The 15965-nt window shown below is 67.6% G+C and carries 15 protein-coding genes; 10 read left to right on the forward strand and 5 right to left on the reverse strand.

Annotation, left to right across the window (positions count from 1 at the left end; genetic code table 11):
* Positions 1–45 precede the first annotated feature (45 nt).
* The 3 genes from ilvA to VUG52_RS15590 form a co-directional block, all read right to left on the reverse strand.
* The gene (ilvA, locus tag VUG52_RS15580; protein WP_050705507.1) at positions 46–1608 is read right to left on the reverse strand and encodes a threonine ammonia-lyase, biosynthetic; all 1563 of its coding nucleotides are present in this window, start codon (positions 1606–1608) and stop codon (positions 46–48) included.
* A 256-nt stretch (positions 1609–1864) separates the two neighbouring features.
* A complete protein-coding gene (locus tag VUG52_RS15585) occupies positions 1865–2617 on the reverse strand; it encodes an anti-sigma factor family protein (protein ID WP_050705506.1) in 753 nt (250 codons plus the stop codon).
* Positions 2614–3132 (reverse strand): sigma-70 family RNA polymerase sigma factor, encoded by a 519-nt coding sequence (locus tag VUG52_RS15590; protein ID WP_050705505.1) that lies wholly within the window; start codon positions 3130–3132, stop codon positions 2614–2616. The genes VUG52_RS15585 and VUG52_RS15590 overlap by 4 nt, the downstream gene beginning before the upstream one ends.
* Positions 3133–3265: 133 nt before the next feature.
* Here VUG52_RS15590 and VUG52_RS15595 point away from each other — a divergent pair, with 133 nt between their 5' ends.
* From VUG52_RS15595 to VUG52_RS15615, 5 genes are all read left to right on the forward strand, one after another.
* On the forward strand, positions 3266–4312 hold the full coding sequence (locus tag VUG52_RS15595) for a catalase family peroxidase (RefSeq protein ID WP_220689822.1): 1047 nt from the start codon (positions 3266–3268) through the stop codon (positions 4310–4312).
* The gene (locus VUG52_RS15600; RefSeq protein ID WP_050705871.1) at positions 4309–4842 is read left to right on the forward strand and encodes a cytochrome b; all 534 of its coding nucleotides are present in this window, start codon (positions 4309–4311) and stop codon (positions 4840–4842) included. The genes VUG52_RS15595 and VUG52_RS15600 overlap by 4 nt, the downstream gene beginning before the upstream one ends.
* 78 nt (positions 4843–4920) lie before the next feature.
* Positions 4921–6126: an MFS transporter gene (locus VUG52_RS15605; protein ID WP_050705831.1), complete on the forward strand. Its 1206-nt coding sequence runs from the start codon at positions 4921–4923 to the stop codon at positions 6124–6126.
* A 79-nt stretch (positions 6127–6205) separates the two neighbouring features.
* A complete protein-coding gene (locus VUG52_RS15610) occupies positions 6206–6751 on the forward strand; it encodes a cupin domain-containing protein (RefSeq protein WP_050705832.1) in 546 nt (181 codons plus the stop codon).
* Positions 6752–6758: 7 nt separating this feature from the next.
* Positions 6759–7067 (forward strand): DUF7693 family protein, encoded by a 309-nt coding sequence (locus tag VUG52_RS15615; protein WP_050705833.1) that lies wholly within the window; start codon positions 6759–6761, stop codon positions 7065–7067.
* 133 nt (positions 7068–7200) lie between these two features.
* Here the strand turns inward: VUG52_RS15615 and VUG52_RS15620 are convergent, their stop codons facing one another.
* A complete protein-coding gene (locus VUG52_RS15620; protein WP_050705834.1) occupies positions 7201–7800 on the reverse strand; it encodes a 2-hydroxychromene-2-carboxylate isomerase in 600 nt (199 codons plus the stop codon).
* Positions 7801–7827: 27 nt separating this feature from the next.
* Positions 7828–8559: an SDR family oxidoreductase gene (locus tag VUG52_RS15625; RefSeq protein ID WP_050705835.1), complete on the reverse strand. Its 732-nt coding sequence runs from the start codon at positions 8557–8559 to the stop codon at positions 7828–7830.
* An 89-nt stretch (positions 8560–8648) separates the two neighbouring features.
* Here VUG52_RS15625 and VUG52_RS15630 point away from each other — a divergent pair, with 89 nt between their 5' ends.
* The 5 genes from VUG52_RS15630 to VUG52_RS15650 all read left to right on the forward strand — a co-directional run bounded on the left by VUG52_RS15630 (position 8649) and on the right by VUG52_RS15650 (position 15936).
* Positions 8649–9212, forward strand: coding sequence for a TetR/AcrR family transcriptional regulator (locus VUG52_RS15630; RefSeq protein ID WP_050705836.1), 564 nt, complete (start codon positions 8649–8651; stop codon positions 9210–9212).
* The gene (locus VUG52_RS15635; protein ID WP_050705837.1) at positions 9199–9792 is read left to right on the forward strand and encodes an eCIS core domain-containing protein; all 594 of its coding nucleotides are present in this window, start codon (positions 9199–9201) and stop codon (positions 9790–9792) included. Before VUG52_RS15630 ends, VUG52_RS15635 begins: the two co-directional genes overlap by 14 nt.
* 298 nt (positions 9793–10090) lie before the next feature.
* Positions 10091–11332, forward strand: a complete 1242-nt coding sequence (mexE, locus tag VUG52_RS15640) for a multidrug efflux RND transporter periplasmic adaptor subunit MexE (RefSeq protein WP_050705838.1) — start codon at positions 10091–10093, stop codon at positions 11330–11332.
* Between the two features lie 12 nt (positions 11333–11344).
* Positions 11345–14524 carry an efflux RND transporter permease subunit gene (locus tag VUG52_RS15645; protein ID WP_050705839.1) on the forward strand — a complete coding sequence of 1060 codons (3180 nt, stop codon included), beginning with the start codon at positions 11345–11347 and terminating at the stop codon, positions 14522–14524.
* Positions 14521–15936, forward strand: a complete 1416-nt coding sequence (locus VUG52_RS15650) for an efflux transporter outer membrane subunit (RefSeq protein ID WP_050705840.1) — start codon at positions 14521–14523, stop codon at positions 15934–15936. Before VUG52_RS15645 ends, VUG52_RS15650 begins: the two co-directional genes overlap by 4 nt.
* Positions 15937–15965: the final 29 nt, after the last annotated feature.

A 15965-nucleotide genomic window follows, 5' to 3' on the forward strand; every position in this document is an offset into this window, starting at 1 on the left:
AGCGCTGGGAGCTGTAGAGCGCCGGCACCGCCAGTGGCGGCATGTTTACCCCATGAACAGACGGTACGCCGGATTCTCCGTCTCGTCCCAGTACTGATAGCCCATTTCGTCCAGCGCCTGTGGCAACCCGGCCAGTTCGTCGTCCGGCACCTCCAGCCCGGCGAACACCCGCGCCTGTGCCGCGCCGTGGTTGCGGTAGTGGAACAGGCTGATGTTCCAGCGCTTGCCCAGACGCTCGAGGAAGCCCAGCAGCGCCCCAGGACGCTCGGGGAACTCGAAGCGCAGCACCCGCTCGCCGGCCCCCGGCGCCGCGTGGCCGCCGACGGTGTGGCGCACGTGCAGCTTGGCCAGTTCGTTGTCGGTCAGGTCGAGCACCTGGTAGCCCTGCTCGTGCAGGCTGGTTAGCAGTTGCTCCCGTGGGTCGTGCTGGGGGTGGGTCTGCACGCCGACGAACAGGCGCGCCTCCTTGCCCGGGTAGTAGCGGTAGTTGAATTCGGTGATCTGGCGCTTGCCCAGGGCCAGGCAGAAGGCGCGGAAGCTGCCAGGGCGCTCGGGGATGGTCACGGCGATGATCGCCTCGCGCTGCTCGCCCAGCTCGGCGCGCTCGGCCACGTGGCGCAGGCGGTCGAAGTTGACGTTGGCACCGGAGTCGATGGCCACCAGGGCCTGGCCCTGCAGGCCCTCGCGTGCCACGTAGCGTTTGATGCCGGCCACGGCCAGGGCGCCGGAGGGCTCGGTGATCGAGCGGGTGTCGTCGTAGATGTCCTTGATCGCCGCGCACAGCTCGTCACTGCTGACCGTCACCACCTCGTCGACAAAGTGGCGGCACAACTCGAAGCAGTGCGCGCCGATCTGCGCCACCGCCACGCCGTCGGCGAAGGTGCCGACCTGCGGCAGGATCACCCGCTCGCCAGCGGCCATGGCGGCCTGCAGGCAGTTGGAGTCCTCCGGCTCGACGCCGATCACCTTGACCTCGGGGCGCAGGTACTTGACGTAGGCGGCGATGCCGGCGATCAGGCCGCCGCCGCCGACCGGGACGAAGATCGCATGCAGCGGGCCGGGGTGCTGGCGAAGGATCTCCATGGCCACGGTGCCCTGCCCGGCGATGACGTCGGGGTCGTCGAACGGCGGCACGAAGGTCGCGCCGTCGCGATCGGCCAGTTGCAGGGCATGGGCCAAAGCGTGGGGGAAGCTTTCGCCGTGCAGCACCACATGGCCACCCCGTGAACGCACGCCTTCGACCTTGAGCGAGGGGGTGGTGGTGGGCATGACGATGGTGGTCTTGATGCCCAGGTGCGAGCCGGCCAGGGCCACGCCCTGGGCATGGTTGCCGGCCGACGCGGTGATGACGCCGCGCTCGCGCTGGGCGGGGGTCAGGCGCGACAGCCGGGTGTAGGCGCCGCGGATCTTGAAGGAGAACGTCGGTTGCAGGTCTTCGCGCTTGAGCAGGACCTGGTTGCCCAGGCTGGCCGACAGGGCCGGCGCCACTTGCAAAGGGGTTTCGATGGCCAGGTCGTACACCGGGGCCGAGAGAATCCGGCGCACTTGTTCGGACAGCAGTTGCTGGGGCGTTGCCGGGGTACGCAGGGTGGCGCTGAGGCTGGTCATCGATGACTCCTGGTTTTTTTGTAGTGCCCAGGAGTCAGAGAGAAGAAACCCGCCTCCAGGGCGGGTTCAGTGCATGTGTGCGCTAGCCCGCCAAGCTGATAATGGCGGTAATAATGCTGAGGGCGCGACGCTGCGGGAATAGGTTCATGGGGTGGGAAGCTAGCGTGGGAGCGAGGGGGAAGTCAAGGGCTTGCCACCTTTCACAACACGCAGCAAACATCAAGCGATCAGGATCGCGCTGGGCCTGCCACACCTCTCACAAGCTAACCCCCAAGGCCCGCCGCACCGACTCGCCACGCGCATCATCCACCGCACTGACCAGGGCAAAGTTGTAGTCCCCATGGGACCAGTAACGCGCCTGCAACTGCCCATCGACGCGCTGCCCGCTGGGCATCCGCTCGAAGTGCTCGCCGGGCGAACGCAGGAACAGGCTGATGCGCTGCCCCTGGCGATCCTGGAACACCAGCAGCGCCGCCGGCCCCGCCTCGTTGCTCAACAGGCGTGCGCCCACCGGCTGCAGGCCATAGCCAGACAGGTCCGGCAACTGGCCGACACGGTTGAAGTGACGCCCCAGCCAGGCTTGCAGCCGCGCCGGATCGCTGGCCTGGATATCCAGCGAGGTCGCCTCGGCGAACAGTCGGTGGGCCGCCACGGCGTCGGCCATCGGCAGCATGCCGGCGAACAGCGTTGCCTCGCGCGCCTGCCAGCCGCCCAGGCCGCCCAGGCCCACGGCCAGCAGCAATACCGCCGCCTGTGCCAGGCGCCATTGCCGGCGCTGGCGCAGGCGACGGCGCAAGGGCGCCAGGTCCAGCGCCGGATCGCTCGGCTGCTCGCCGAAGCCCGCCAGGGCCGCGCGCAGGCGCCGGGCATCGCCGCGCCAGGCCTCGATGCGCGCCGCCTCCTGCGGGTTGGCCGCCAGCCACGCCTCGACCTCGGCCCGCCGCGCCGGCTCCAGGCGCTCGTCGACGTAGGCGTGCAACTCGTGCTCGGTTGGGATCAGGCGTGTCATTTGAGTCTCCGCAGGGCCGGGGGCGTGGGATGGCCCTCGGTCAGTTCACGCAGGGCGGCGCGGGCACGCGACAGGCGCGACATCACCGTGCCGATGGGAATGCCGAGGGTGTCGGCCGCCTCCCTGTAGCTCAGGCCTTCGACGCTGACCAGCAGCAACAGGGCGCGCTGCTCGGCCGACAGCCGGGCAAAGGCACGCAGGTCAGCCTGGGCCAGGACGATGCTCTCGATCTCGCCGCCGGCCGGTTCCTCGGCCTGGCCCCGACCGAACCAGGCCAGCCAGCGCGCGTGCAGGCGCTCGCGACGCTTGCCGTCGAGGAACAGCCGGTAAAGGATGGTGAACAGCCAGGGTCGCAGGCCCTCGGCGTGGCGCTGCTGGCCACGGCGGCTCAGGGCGCGTTCGACCGTGGCCTGGACCAGATCGTCGGCACCGCCGGGCTCGCGGGTCAGCCACAGGGCGAAGCGGCGCAGGCGTTGCAGCAGCTCGCGCCATTGTTGGTCGTCCAGATCGTGCATGGTCGGGTTCCGGGCCCCAATGGGCAGTCAGTGTAATGGGCAGACGGCCCGGCACGAAATCTATTCCCCCGGCGGGAATAAATCGTTCGCCCTTGCGTCGTACCGGCTCAACCCAACTGACCGGAGCGTCCCCATGACCACTCCCCTGCATGGCCCCGCCAAGGCCCTGCGCCTGGCCGCCATCGGCGCCACCCTCGCCGCCCTCGGTGCGGGCTTCGCCTATGCCGCCGGCTGGATCGGCGCGCCAGGGCTGACCCCGCAGCGCATCATCGACACCTTCGAGGCCCAGGCCGGCCATTATCCCGGCTATCGGAAAAACCATGCCAAGGGCTTGTGCGTCAGCGGTTACTTCCAGGCGAGCGGGCAGGCTGCGGCGCTCTCCAGCGCCCGCGTGTTCAGCCAGGCCCGGGTGCCGGTGATCGGTCGCTTCGCCATCGGCGGCGCCAACCCGTTCGCCCCGGACACCGCCATACCGGTACGCAGCCTGGCGATCCAGTTGAGCAGCGATGACGGCCAGGTCTGGCGCACCGGCATGAACAACCCGCCGGTGCTGGCGGTGAGCACGCCCGAGGGGTTCTACCAGCAGGTGCTGGCCGGGGCACCCGACCCGGCCACCGGCAAGCCGGACCCGGCAAAACTGCAGGCGTTCTTCGCCAGCCACCCGGAAAGCACGGCGTTTCGCCAGTGGGCGGCCAGCTACAAGCCCAGCAACAGCTTTGCCAGCACCGCCTACAACAGCATCAATGCTTTTCGCCTGATCGATGCCCAAGGCAACGCCCACCCGGTGCGCTGGGCCCTGGAGCCGCAGACACCGTTCGCCGCCCTGCCTGCCCAGGTCGATGACAAGCAGTTCCTCCAGCACGACCTCCAGCAACGCCTGGCCCGAGGCCCGCTGCGCTGGACCCTGCGCCTGACCCTGGCCGAGCACGGCGACCCGGTGGACGACCCTGCCCGTCCCTGGCCCGCCGAACGCCGCAGCATCGACGCCGGCACCTTGGTGCTGGAGCAGGTCGATGCCCCCGAGCAGGGCGCCTGCCGCGACCTGAACTTCGACCCGCTGATCCTGCCCCACGGCATCGAACCGTCCGCCGACCCGATTCTCGCCGCCCGCTCGGCGGCCTACTCGGTGTCATTCAACCGCCGCAGCCACGAAGCGCTGAGCGAAGGAGCCCGCCCATGACCCCCGCCGCCTTCCACCCCCTGGCCCGCCTGCTGCACTGGCTGATGGCCACGCTGATCCTGGCCATGCTGTTCATCGGCGTGAACATGGTCGGCGACCTGTCGCCACGGCACCCGCTGCTGGTCGAGCTGCACAAGGCCACCGGCCTGGCCCTGCTGGTGCTGGTGATCCTGCGCATCGCCCTGCGCCTGGGCCTGCCACACCCGGCGCTGCCCGGCGACCTGCCGCGCCTGCAACGGCTGGCCGCCGGCGCCTCGCACCTGCTGCTGTACGGCCTGATGCTGGCCATGCCGCTGCTCGGCTGGGCCATGCTCTCGGCCGGTGGCTATCCACGCCCCCTGCAACTGCCCGCCATCGCGCCCCACGACCTGCAGCTGTACGCCGTGCTGCGCCAGGCCCACGGCTGGGCGGGTTACCTGCTGTTCGCCACCGTGCTGCTGCACCTGGGCGCGGCGTTGGTGCATGCCCTGGTGCGCCGTGACGGCGTCTTGCGTAGCATGTGGCCAGGCCCGCTGCACCGCAGTGAATGAGCATTGCCGGGGTCGACACATGTAAATAATTATTACTAACATTGGCGCTCATTTCGTCGAACTGCCCCGGACTGCCCCATGAACGTTGCAAAGGACACTGCCGCCTTGACCCCGGCCAGCACCCTGGACCTGCGTCCACTGATGCTGGTGAACATGGCCTGCACCATGGCGATGATGGCCTTCGTCGCCCTGATCGGCCCCATCGCCCGCCTGCTGGGGATGGCCACCTGGCAGGCCGGGGCGGCGGTGACGGTGGCCGGCGTGGTCTGGGTGCTGTTGGCGCGGCCCTGGGGGCGCCTGGCCGACCGTTATGGCCGGCGTCGCGTGCTGCTGCTGGGCAGTGGCGGTTTCACCCTGGCCTATTGGGTGCTGTGCCTGTTCATCGACGGTGCGTTGCGCTGGCTGCCGGGCGCGAGCGTGGCGTTCTTCGGGCTGATGCTGGCCCGCGGCCTGATCGGCGCCTTCTACGCCGCGCTGCCGGTGGGCGGCAACGCGCTGATCGCCGACCATGTCGAGCCCCAGCGCCGGGCCCGGGCCATGGCTTCGCTGGGCGCGGCCAATGCCGTCGGCCTGGTGGTCGGCCCGGCACTGGCCGCGCTGCTGTCGCGCTACAGCCTGAGCCTGCCGTTCTATGCGATGTCGCTGCTACCGGCGACGGCGTTCGTGGTGCTGCTGCTCAAGCTCAAGCCCCAGCCATTGGCGCAAAGCCATGCGCCCAATCCGGTGCGCCTGTCCGACCCACGCCTGCGTCGCCCGCTGCTGGTGGCCTTCAGCGCCATGCTGAGCATCACCGTGTCGCAGATCGCCGTCGGCTTCTTCGCCCTCGACCGCCTGCGCCTGGAGGCCGGTGACGCCGCCCAGGCCGCGGGCATCGCCTTGACCTGCGTGGGCGTGGCCCTGATGCTGGCACAGGTGTTCCTGCGCAGGCTCGAGTGGCCACCGGCGAAAATGATCCGTGTCGGCGCCAGCATCTCCGGCCTGGGCTTCGCCGCCGCAGCGCTGGCAACCCACGCACCCTGGCTGTGGAGCGCATTCTTCGTCGCCGCGTTCGGCATGGGCTTTGTCTTTCCGGCATTCTCCGCCCTGGCGGCCAACGCCATGCACGCCAGCGAACAGGGCGCCACGGCCGGCTCGATCGGCGCCGCCCAAGGCATGGGCGCGGTGATCGGGCCACTGGCCGGCACCCTTGTCTATGCCCTCGACCCGCGCCTGCCGTTCCTCGCCGTCGGTGCCCTGCTGTTGCTGGTGGGGCTGTGGCCGGTAGCCGCCGACCAGCGTCACTGAGACGCACAGCGCGCAAGCCTGCAGAGTGTGTTTTAATGCCTCGCCCATTATTTTTGACACCTCTGCAAACAAGGCGGCTATGGACACGGGGACACGACTCAAACTGGTGCGTGAACGCAACAACCTCTCCCAACGGGAACTGGCCCGCCGCAGCGGCCTGACCAACTCGACCATCTCGCAGATCGAGCAGAACCGGGTCAGCCCTTCGGTCAGTTCCCTCAAGAAACTGCTCGAAGGGATCCCCATGTCCCTGGCGGAGTTCTTCAGTTTCGACGAGCCGGTACGCGAGGAACGTTACGTTTTCCGTGGCGGCGAGCAGCCCGACCTGGGCCGTAACGGCCTGCGCATGCTGTTGGTTGGTGCCAGCGTCGAAGGCCGACAGATGCGCATGCTGCGCGAGCTGTATGCGCCGGGCGCCGACTCCGGCGAGCCGATCGTCCACGCCGAAGGCGAGGAATGCGGCCTGGTCACCCGAGGCACCATGGAGCTGTGGGTCGATGGCCAGGTCAGCGTGCTTAACGCAGGCGATGGTTACTACATCCCCACCACCCTGCCCCACACCTTCAAGAATATCGGCCCCGACGAGGCCGAGATCATCAGCGCCAACACCCCGGCGAACTTCTGATTCGCCCATGACCACCGTCGCCAGCCGCGAGGCGTACCAGTGCCTGCGCGATGCCGCCCTTGGCGTGCGGCCGCTGGTGACGATCGCCCGCCTGGCCGGCGGGCAGGTCGAGGTGCTGATCGACGGCTGGCGCCTGACCCTGGTGCTGGACGGCGAAGGCCTGGCCCACTGCAGCCATTGCCAGAGCCCGGATGGACGCCGGGGCGCGCTGGACGACTGGCACCGCTACGGCACCAATCCGGTGGATCACCTGAGCATCTGGGAACGCAGTCAAATAGAACGACTGCTGGCCTGCCCCATGTGCAATCCCCTGTAGGAGCGGCCTCGTGCCGCGAAAGGGCCGCGAAGCGGACCCGGCGATCTTTGCGTTAACGCTGAAATCCCGGGGCCGCTTCGCGGCCCTTTCGCGGCACGAGGCCGCTCCTACAGGGGGTGGCATGGCCAGGTCGTCAAGCCTGCCTGACTAAGGCCTGCTCGACGAAATCCAGCCGGTCCTGACCGAAGAACATCTGCCCGTCGACGAAGAACGTCGGCGCGCCGAACACACCGCGCTCGACCGCCTCCTCGGTGGCTTGGCGCAAGGCGTCCTTGACCTCGGGCCGCGTGGCCAGCTCTTGGAACATCTCGGCCTCGAAACCACCCGCGGCCAGGGTCTCACCCAATACCGCAGGGTCTCCCAGATTGCGCCCGTGCACGAACAGCCCTTCGAACAGCACCTTCAACAGCGCCTCGAACCGCGCTTCGGCAAACAACTGAACGCCGATCAGCCCGCGCATCAGGTTCAGGGTATTGATTGGAAACCCTGGCGGCAGGGTCAGGGGCACCCCATAGCGATCGGCATAGCGCTTGAGGTCGATGCGCATATAGCGCCCCTTGGCCGGCACCATGACCGGCGAGGCGTTGCCGGTGGCCTGGAACACCCCGCCCAACAGGATCGGCTTGTACACCAACCGCGCCCCGTGACGCGCGCACAGGGCGGGCAGCTGGGTCGAGGCCAGGTAAGTGGCCGGGCTGCCCAGGTCCAGGAAGAACTCGACGGTCTTGCTCATGATTCGTTCCTTGTATGAGGGTGGGACTTACCAGCGCTCCATCCACGGGCGCAGGTCAAGTTCGAAGGTCCAGGCATCCCGTGGCTGGGCGTGCAGGAACCAGTAGCTGTCGGCGATGTGCGCAGGATCGAGGATGCCGTCCTGGTCCTTGAGCGCATAGCGTTCGGGGAAGCTGTCGCGGATGAACGCGGTGTCGATGGCGCCGTCGACCACCACATGGCCGACATGGATGTTCTGTGGCCCAAGCTCGCGCGCCATGCTCTGGGCCAGGGCGCGCAGGCCGTGCTTGGCCCCGGCGAAGGCGGCGAAACCGGCCGCGCCGCGGGTGCCGGCAGTGGCGCCGGTAAAGAGAATGGTGCCGCGCTCGCGGGTCACCATGCGCCGGGCGACCGCCTGGGCGGTGAGAAAGCCGGCGAAGCAGGCCATTTCCCAGATCTTGAAGTACTTGCGCGGGGTTTCCTCGAGGATGCTGCACGGGACATTGGCGCCGATATTGAAGACAAAGGCGTCGATCGGGCCGATATCGCGCTCGATGGTCTCGACCAGCTCGGCCACCTCCTCTTCCTTGCGCGCATCCGACCCGAAGCCATGAGCCTGACCGCCCGCGGCGCGTATCTCGTCGAGCAACGGCTGCAGCTTGTCCGCCTGGCGCCGGGTGACACAGGCGACATACCCCTCGCGGGCGAAACGCTTGGCGATCTCGCCACCGGTGGCGTCGCCCGCGCCGATCACCAGCACGACCTTTTGTTGTTCTGCCATGGATCGCTCCATTGATGAATGATCGCTTAGTAAACGAACGCTATGCTACGATCAGCTGATCGTCAAGCCCGCGCCAAGAGGTTCCGCGCATGCGCTACAGCACCGACCACAAGCAGCAGACCCGCGAGAAGCTGCTGGCCAGCAGCGGCGCCCTGGCCAAGCGCGGGGGTTTCGCCGCCACTGGCGTAGCCGGATTGATGAAGGCCATCGGCCTGACCGGCGGCGCCTTCTACAACCATTTCCCGTCCAAGGACGACCTGTTCAGCGAGATCGTCCGCCGCGAACTGGCCAACAGCCCGTTGGCGCGCCTGGTCGAGCGTGGCGCCGATCGCCCCCGGCTCAGGCGCCTGCTCGAGCAGTACCTGAGCCTGGCCCATCTGCACAATGCCGAAGGCGGCTGCCCGCTGCCGCCATTGGGCGTGGAGATCGCCCGCGCCGAGCGACCGGTGCGCGAACAGGCCGAGCACTGGCTGGTGGAGCTGCACCAGGCCTGGAGCGAGACCCTCGACGACCCCGAGCTGGCCTGGGCCCTGCTCAGCCAGTGCGTCGGCGCGCTGGTGGTGGGCCGTATGCTGGCCAGCGAGCCAGTGCAGGCGCAGGTGCTGGACGCCAGCCGTAAAATGGTCGGACGGGTCTTCGATGAGGCTCGCTAGTACCCTGCTCGGACTGCTGCTGGCCCTGCCCGCCTTCGCCCAGGAACGTTGTCCGACCGGGCAATACCAAGTGTGTCTGGTGGTGTGTTTCTGCGCGCCCATCGACCCCAACCAGGGTGGCCAGGTGCTGCAGGATGTCGAGCGCATGGCCACCGGCAGCCTGGTGTTCGCCCTGCGCCAGGCTCGCGACGAGGCCACTGCCAACGGCAGCCAGCCGATCCCCTTGCATATCCGCGCCCAGCTCGAGCCCTGGTACGACTTCGCCGTGCTCGACGCGGCGCGCTACCGGGTGGGCGATGAACAGCAGATCAGCGCCGCCAATGCATTGCTGCAGAACCCGGATGTCAACGCGGTGACCCTGATCGACACCATCATCTTCCGCCGCAGCGCCGATGCCGAGGACAACGTGGCGCTGTGGGCCCATGAGCTCAAGCATGTGCAGCAGTACCAGGAACTGGGGGTGGAGGAATTCGCCCGGCGCTATACCCGGGATTACCAGGCGCTGGAGGGGCCGGCCTACGAGATCGAGGCGCAGGTGGCCAAGGCGTTGCGCGAAAAGGCATCCGGCGGCCCACGCTGATTACATCGCCCCCCTGTAGGAGCGGCCTTGTGCCGCGAAAGGGCTGCAGAGCAGCCCCGGCGATTTATGCGTCAACGCTGAAATCCTGGGGCTGCTGCGCAGCCCTTTCCGACCGGTCCGACGCCTCGGCAAGGCCGCTCCTACAGGGAATGATACTGCCTTGAAATCATGCGTCCGGATCGATGACCGCACCCGTCCTATCATTGCGCGTGATAATAACCTTCGCTCCGTTTGATTCGTGCGCCACGCGCAAGACACTCACACTCCGCCCACTACTAATACATTGGCGGAGTTCTCCATGGATCACTCACTCAAACCCTTGCGCTTTCCCCTCGCTGCCCTGGCAGTGGTGGTGCTCAGCGCTTGCGGTCGCACCCCCGACGCCGTGCAGGCTCCCGCCGCGCCCAAGGTCAGCGTAGCCAAGGTGATCGAACAGCCGATCAACGAATGGGACGAGTTCACCGGCCGCCTCGAAGCGCCGGAAACCGTCGAAGTGCGTCCACGGGTGTCTGGCCAGATCGACCAGGTGGCCTTCACCGAAGGCGCCCAGGTCAAGAAAGGCGACCTGCTGTTCCAGATCGACCCGCGCCCGTTCCAGGCTGAAGTGCGCCGCCTCGAAGCCCAGTTGCAACAAGCCAAGGCCACCGCCATCCGCAGCGCCAACGAAGCCCGCCGTGGCGAACGCCTGCGCGACAGCAACGCCATCTCCGCGGAACTGGCGGAGTCGCGCACCAGCGCCGCCGCCGAGGCCCGCGCCGGGGTCGACGCGATCCAGGCCCAGCTCGACCTGGCCCGCCTGAACCTGAGCTTCACCCGCGTCACCGCGCCGATCAGCGGCCGCGTCAGCCGCGCCCAGTTCACCGCCGGCAACATCGTCAGCGCCGATGTCACCCCGCTGACCAGCGTGGTCTCCACCGACAAGGTCTACGCCTACTTCGACGCCGACGAGCGCGTGTACCTCAAGTACAGCCAGCTCGCCCGCGACGGCCAGCGCGGCCAGAGCACCCCGGTGTACCTGGGCCTGACCAACGAGACCGGCAACCCGCACCTGGGCCAGATGAACTTCGTCGACAACCAGGTCAACCCGCGCACCGGCACCATCCGTGGCCGCGCCGTGTTCGACAACCGCGACGGCCAGTTCACCCCCGGCCTGTATGCACGCCTGAAGCTGGTCGGCAGCGCCCAGTACGACGCCGTGCTGATCAACGACGAAGCGGTCGGCACCGACCTTGGCAAGAAGTTCGTGCTGGTCATGGACAAGGACAACAAGGCTGCCTACCGCGCCGTGGAACTGGGACCCAAGCTCGAAGGCCTGCGCATCGTGCGCAGCGGCCTGGGCAAGGACGACCGCATCGTGGTCAAGGGCCTGCAGCGTGTGCGCCCAGGCTCGCCGGTCACGCCTGAGGAAACCCAGATGGCCAGCGAACAGACCCTCGCCGCCCTCGCCCAGCAGCGCCAGGCCCTCGAAGCCAGCAACCCGGCGCCGAAGGTTGCCGGCGCCAATGTCAAAGTCGCCAGCGCCCAAGCGCCGCGCGGTTAAGGGACAACACCGATGAACTTTTCGAAATTCTTCATTACCCGGCCGATCTTCGCCGCGGTGCTGTCGCTGGTGCTGCTGATCGCGGGTTCCATCTCGCTGTTCCAGCTGCCGATCAGCGAATACCCCGAAGTGGTGCCGCCTACCGTGGTGGTGCGCGCCAACTTCCCCGGCGCCAACCCCAAGGTGATCGGCGAGACCGTCGCCGCGCCCCTGGAGCAGGCCATCACCGGTGTCGAGAACATGCTGTACATGTCCTCGCAATCCACCGCCGACGGCAAGCTGACCCTGACCATCACCTTCGCCCTCGGTACCGACCTGGACAACGCCCAGGTGCAGGTGCAGAACCGCGTGACCCGCACCCAGCCCAAGCTGCCGGAAGAGGTGACGCGCATTGGTATCACCGTCGACAAGGCCTCGCCCGACCTGACCATGGTCGTGCACCTGACCTCGCCGGACAACCGCTACGACATGCTGTACCTGTCCAACTACGCCATCCTCAACATCAAGGATGAACTGGCACGCCTGGGTGGCGTGGGTGACGTGCAGCTGTTCGGCATGGGCGACTACTCGCTGCGGGTGTGGCTCGACCCGAACAAGACCGCTTCGCGCAACCTGACCGCCAGCGACGTGGTGGCCGCCATTCGCGAGCAGAACCGCCAGGTCGCCGCCGGCCAGCTGGGCGCCCCGCCTGCCCCGGGTTCGACCAGCTTCCAGCTGTCGATCAACACTCAAGGCCGCCTGGTCAACGAGGAAGAGTTCGAGAACATCATCATCCGCGCCGGCGCCAACGGCGAGATCACGCGCCTGAAGGACATCGCCCGGGTCGAGCTCGGCTCCAGCCAGTATGCCCTGCGCTCGCTGCTGAACAACCAGCCGGCGGTGGCCATTCCGATCTTCCAGCGCCCGGGCTCCAACGCCATCGAAATCTCCGACGAAGTGCGGGCGAAAATGGCCGAGCTGAAGAAAGAGTTCCCGGAAGGCATGGACTACAGCATCGTCTATGACCCGACCGTGTTCGTCCGTGGCTCCATCGAAGCGGTGGTGCACACCCTTTTCGAAGCGCTGATCCTGGTCGTGCTGGTGGTGATCCTGTTCCTGCAGACCTGGCGCGCCTCGATCATCCCGCTGATGGCCGTGCCGGTCTCGCTGATCGGCACCTTCGCGGTGATGCACCTGTTCGGCTTCTCGCTCAACGCGCTGTCGCTGTTTGGCCTGGTGCTGGCCATCGGTATCGTGGTGGACGACGCCATCGTCGTGGTGGAGAACGTCGAGCGTAACATCGGCCTTGGCCTGAAACCGCTGGAAGCCACGCAGAAGGCCATGAGCGAAGTGACCGGCCCGATCATCGCCACCGCCCTGGTGCTGTGCGCCGTGTTCGTGCCTGCCGCGTTCATTTCCGGCCTAACCGGGCAATTCTACAAGCAGTTCGCCCTGACCATCGCCATCTCCACCGTGATCTCGGCGTTCAACTCGCTGACCCTGTCGCCGGCCCTGGCCGCCGTGCTGCTGAAGGACCACCATGCGCCCAAGGACCGTTTCTCGCGGTTCCTGGAAAAGCTGCTGGGCAGCTGGCTGTTCGCCCCATTCAACCGCTTCTTCGACCGCGCCAGCCATGGCTATGTCGGCGGCGTGCGCCGGGTCATCCGCTCCAGCGGCATTGCCCTGTTCGTCTATGCCGGTTTGATGGGCCTGACCTACCTGGGCTTCTCGTCCACCCCGACCGGCTTCGTCCCGGCCCAGGACAAGCAGTACCTGGTGGCCTTCGCCCAGCTGCCTGACGCCGCCAGCCTCGACCGTACCGAGGCTGTGATCAAGAAGATGAGCGAGATCGCCCTCAAGCAACCCGGCGTGGCCGATTCGGTGGCCTTCCCAGGCCTGTCGATCAACGGCTTCACCAACAGCCCGAACAGCGGCATCGTGTTCACCCCGCTCAAGCCGTTCGACGAGCGCAAGGACCCGAGCCAGTCGGCGGCGGCCATCGCGGCAGCCCTGAACGCCCAGTTCGCCGATATCCAGGACGCCTACATCGCGATCTTCCCGCCTCCGCCGGTCCAAGGCCTGGGCACCATCGGCGGCTTCCGCCTGCAGATCGAGGACCGCGGCAACCTGGGCTACGAAGCGCTGTACAAAGAGACCCAGAACATCATCGCCAAGAGCCACAACGTGCCGGAACTGGCGGGCCTGTTCACCAGCTACCAGGTCAACGTGCCGCAGGTCGATGCCGCCATCGACCGGGAAAAGGCCAAGACCCACGGCGTGGCGATCAATGACATCTTCGACACCCTGCAGGTCTACCTGGGCTCGCTGTACACCAACGACTTCAACCGCTTCGGCCGCACCTACCAGGTCAACGTCCAGGCCGAGCAGCAGTTCCGCCTCGATGCCGAGCAGATCGGCCAGCTGAAGGTGCGCAACAACCTGGGCGAGATGATCCCGCTGGCGACCTTCCTCAAGGTCAGCGACACCTCCGGGCCTGACCGGGTCATGCACTACAACGGCTTCATCACCGCCGAGATCAACGGTGCCGCGGCCCCCGGCTACAGCTCCGGCCAAGCGGAGGCTGCGATCGAGAAGCTGCTCAAGGAGGAACTGCCCAACGGCATGACCTTCGAGTGGACCGACCTGACCTACCAGCAGATCCTCTCGGGCAACACCGCGCTGTTCGTGTTCCCGCTCTGCGTGCTGCTGGCCTTCCTGGTGCTGGCCGCCCAGTACGAGAGCTGGAGCCTGCCGCTGGCGGTGATCCTGATCGTGCCGATGACCCTGCTGTCGGCCATCACCGGGGTGATCGTCTCCGGTGGCGACAACAACATCTTCACCCAGATCGGCTTGATCGTACTGGTGGGCCTGGCGTGCAAGAACGCCATCCTGATCGTCGAGTTCGCCAAGGATGAACAGGCCAAGGGCCTCGACCCGCTGGCCGCCGTGCTGGAAGCCTGCCGCCTGCGCCTGCGGCCGATCCTGATGACCTCGATCGCCTTCATCATGGGCGTGGTACCGCTGGTGTTCAGCTCCGGCGCCGGTTCCGAGATGCGTCACGCCATGGGTGTGGCGGTGTTCTCGGGGATGATCGGGGTGACCGTGTTCGGCCTGTTCCTGACCCCGGTGTTCTTCTTCCTGATCCGCCGTTTCGTCGAGCGTCGCCAGGCCCGCAAGGCCGAGCACGCAGTGGCGCTGGAGAACCACGCATGAAGTTGCTCAAACCCCTGACCCCGAGCCTGCTGGCGCTGGCCCTGGCGGCCTGCGCGGTAGGTCCGGACTACAAGGCCCCGCTGACCGAACCGGCCAAGCTGGACGCCGGCCTTGAGGCCAAAGCCTATGACCGCAGCCGCTTCGAGAGCGTGTGGTGGAAACAGTTCGACGACCCGGTGCTGAACCAGTTGGTGCAGGCATCGCTGGACGGCAACCGCGACCTGCGCGTGGCGTTCGCCCGCCTGAAAGCGGCGCGGTCGATTCGCGAGGACGTGTCCAACGACCAGATCCCCGTGGTCACCAGCCGCGCCAGCAGCGACCTGGGCAAGGGCCAGGTGCCCGGCCAGACCGAGCGCCGGGTCAACAGCGAGCGCTACGACCTGGGCCTGGACATGGCCTGGGAGCTCGACCTGTTCGGCCGCATCCAGCGCCAGATCGAAGCCAGCGAAGCGCAGGAAGCCGCCGCCGAAGCCGACCTGCAGCAGTTGCAGGTCAGCCTGATCGCCGAGCTGGTCGACGCCTACGGCCAGTTGCGCGGCGCCCAGCTGCGCGAGCAGATCGCCGTGGCCAACCTGAAGACCCAGCAGCAGTCGCGGGACATCACCGTGACCCTGCGCGACACCGGGGTCGGCAACGAGCTCGACGTGGTCCGCGCCGACGCCCGCCTGGCGGGTGTCGAAGCCACCGTGCCGCAGCTGCAGGCCGAACAGGTGCGGGCCAAGAACCGCATCGCCACCCTGCTCGGCCAGCGGCCGGACGGGATGACCGTGGACCTCTCGCCCAAGGCCCTGCCGGCCATCGCCAAGGCCTTGCCGGTGGGCGACCCCGGCGAGCTGCTGCGCCGCCGCCCGGACATCCGCAGCGCCGAGCGCCAGCTGGCGGCAGCCACGGCCAACGTCGGCGTGGCCACCGCCGACCTGTTCCCGCGGGTCAGCCTCAGCGGCTTCCTCGGTTTCACCGCCGCGCGCGGCTCGCAGATCGGCTCCTCGGCGGCCAACGCCTGGGCGTTGGGCCCGAGCATCACCTGGGCAGCCTTCGACCTGGGCAGCGTGCGCGCCCGCCTGCGCGGGGCCAAGGCCGATGCCGAAGGCGCCCTGGCCAACTACGAACAGCAGGTGCTGCTGGCCCTGGAGGAATCCTCCAATGCCTTCAGCGACTACGGCAAGCGCCAGCAGCGCCTGCTGGCGCTGATGCGCCAGAGCGACGCCAGCCGCAAGGCCGCGGAACTGGCCTCGGTGCGCTACCGCGAGGGCACTGTGGACTACCTGGTGCTGCTCGACGCCGAGCGCGAACGCCTGAGCGCCGAGGATGCCCAGGCCCAGGGCGAGGTCGAGCTGTACAGCGGCATCGTCGCGATCTACAAGGCGCTCGGCGGCGGCTGGCAACCCGACGTGGTGGCCAGCTCGCGCTGACCGCACTCTGATGTGAAGACTCCTTTGGT

The organism is Pseudomonas sp. LH21 (assembly GCF_036549575.1).
Taxonomy (GTDB): domain Bacteria; phylum Pseudomonadota; class Gammaproteobacteria; order Pseudomonadales; family Pseudomonadaceae; genus Aquipseudomonas; species Aquipseudomonas peradeniyensis.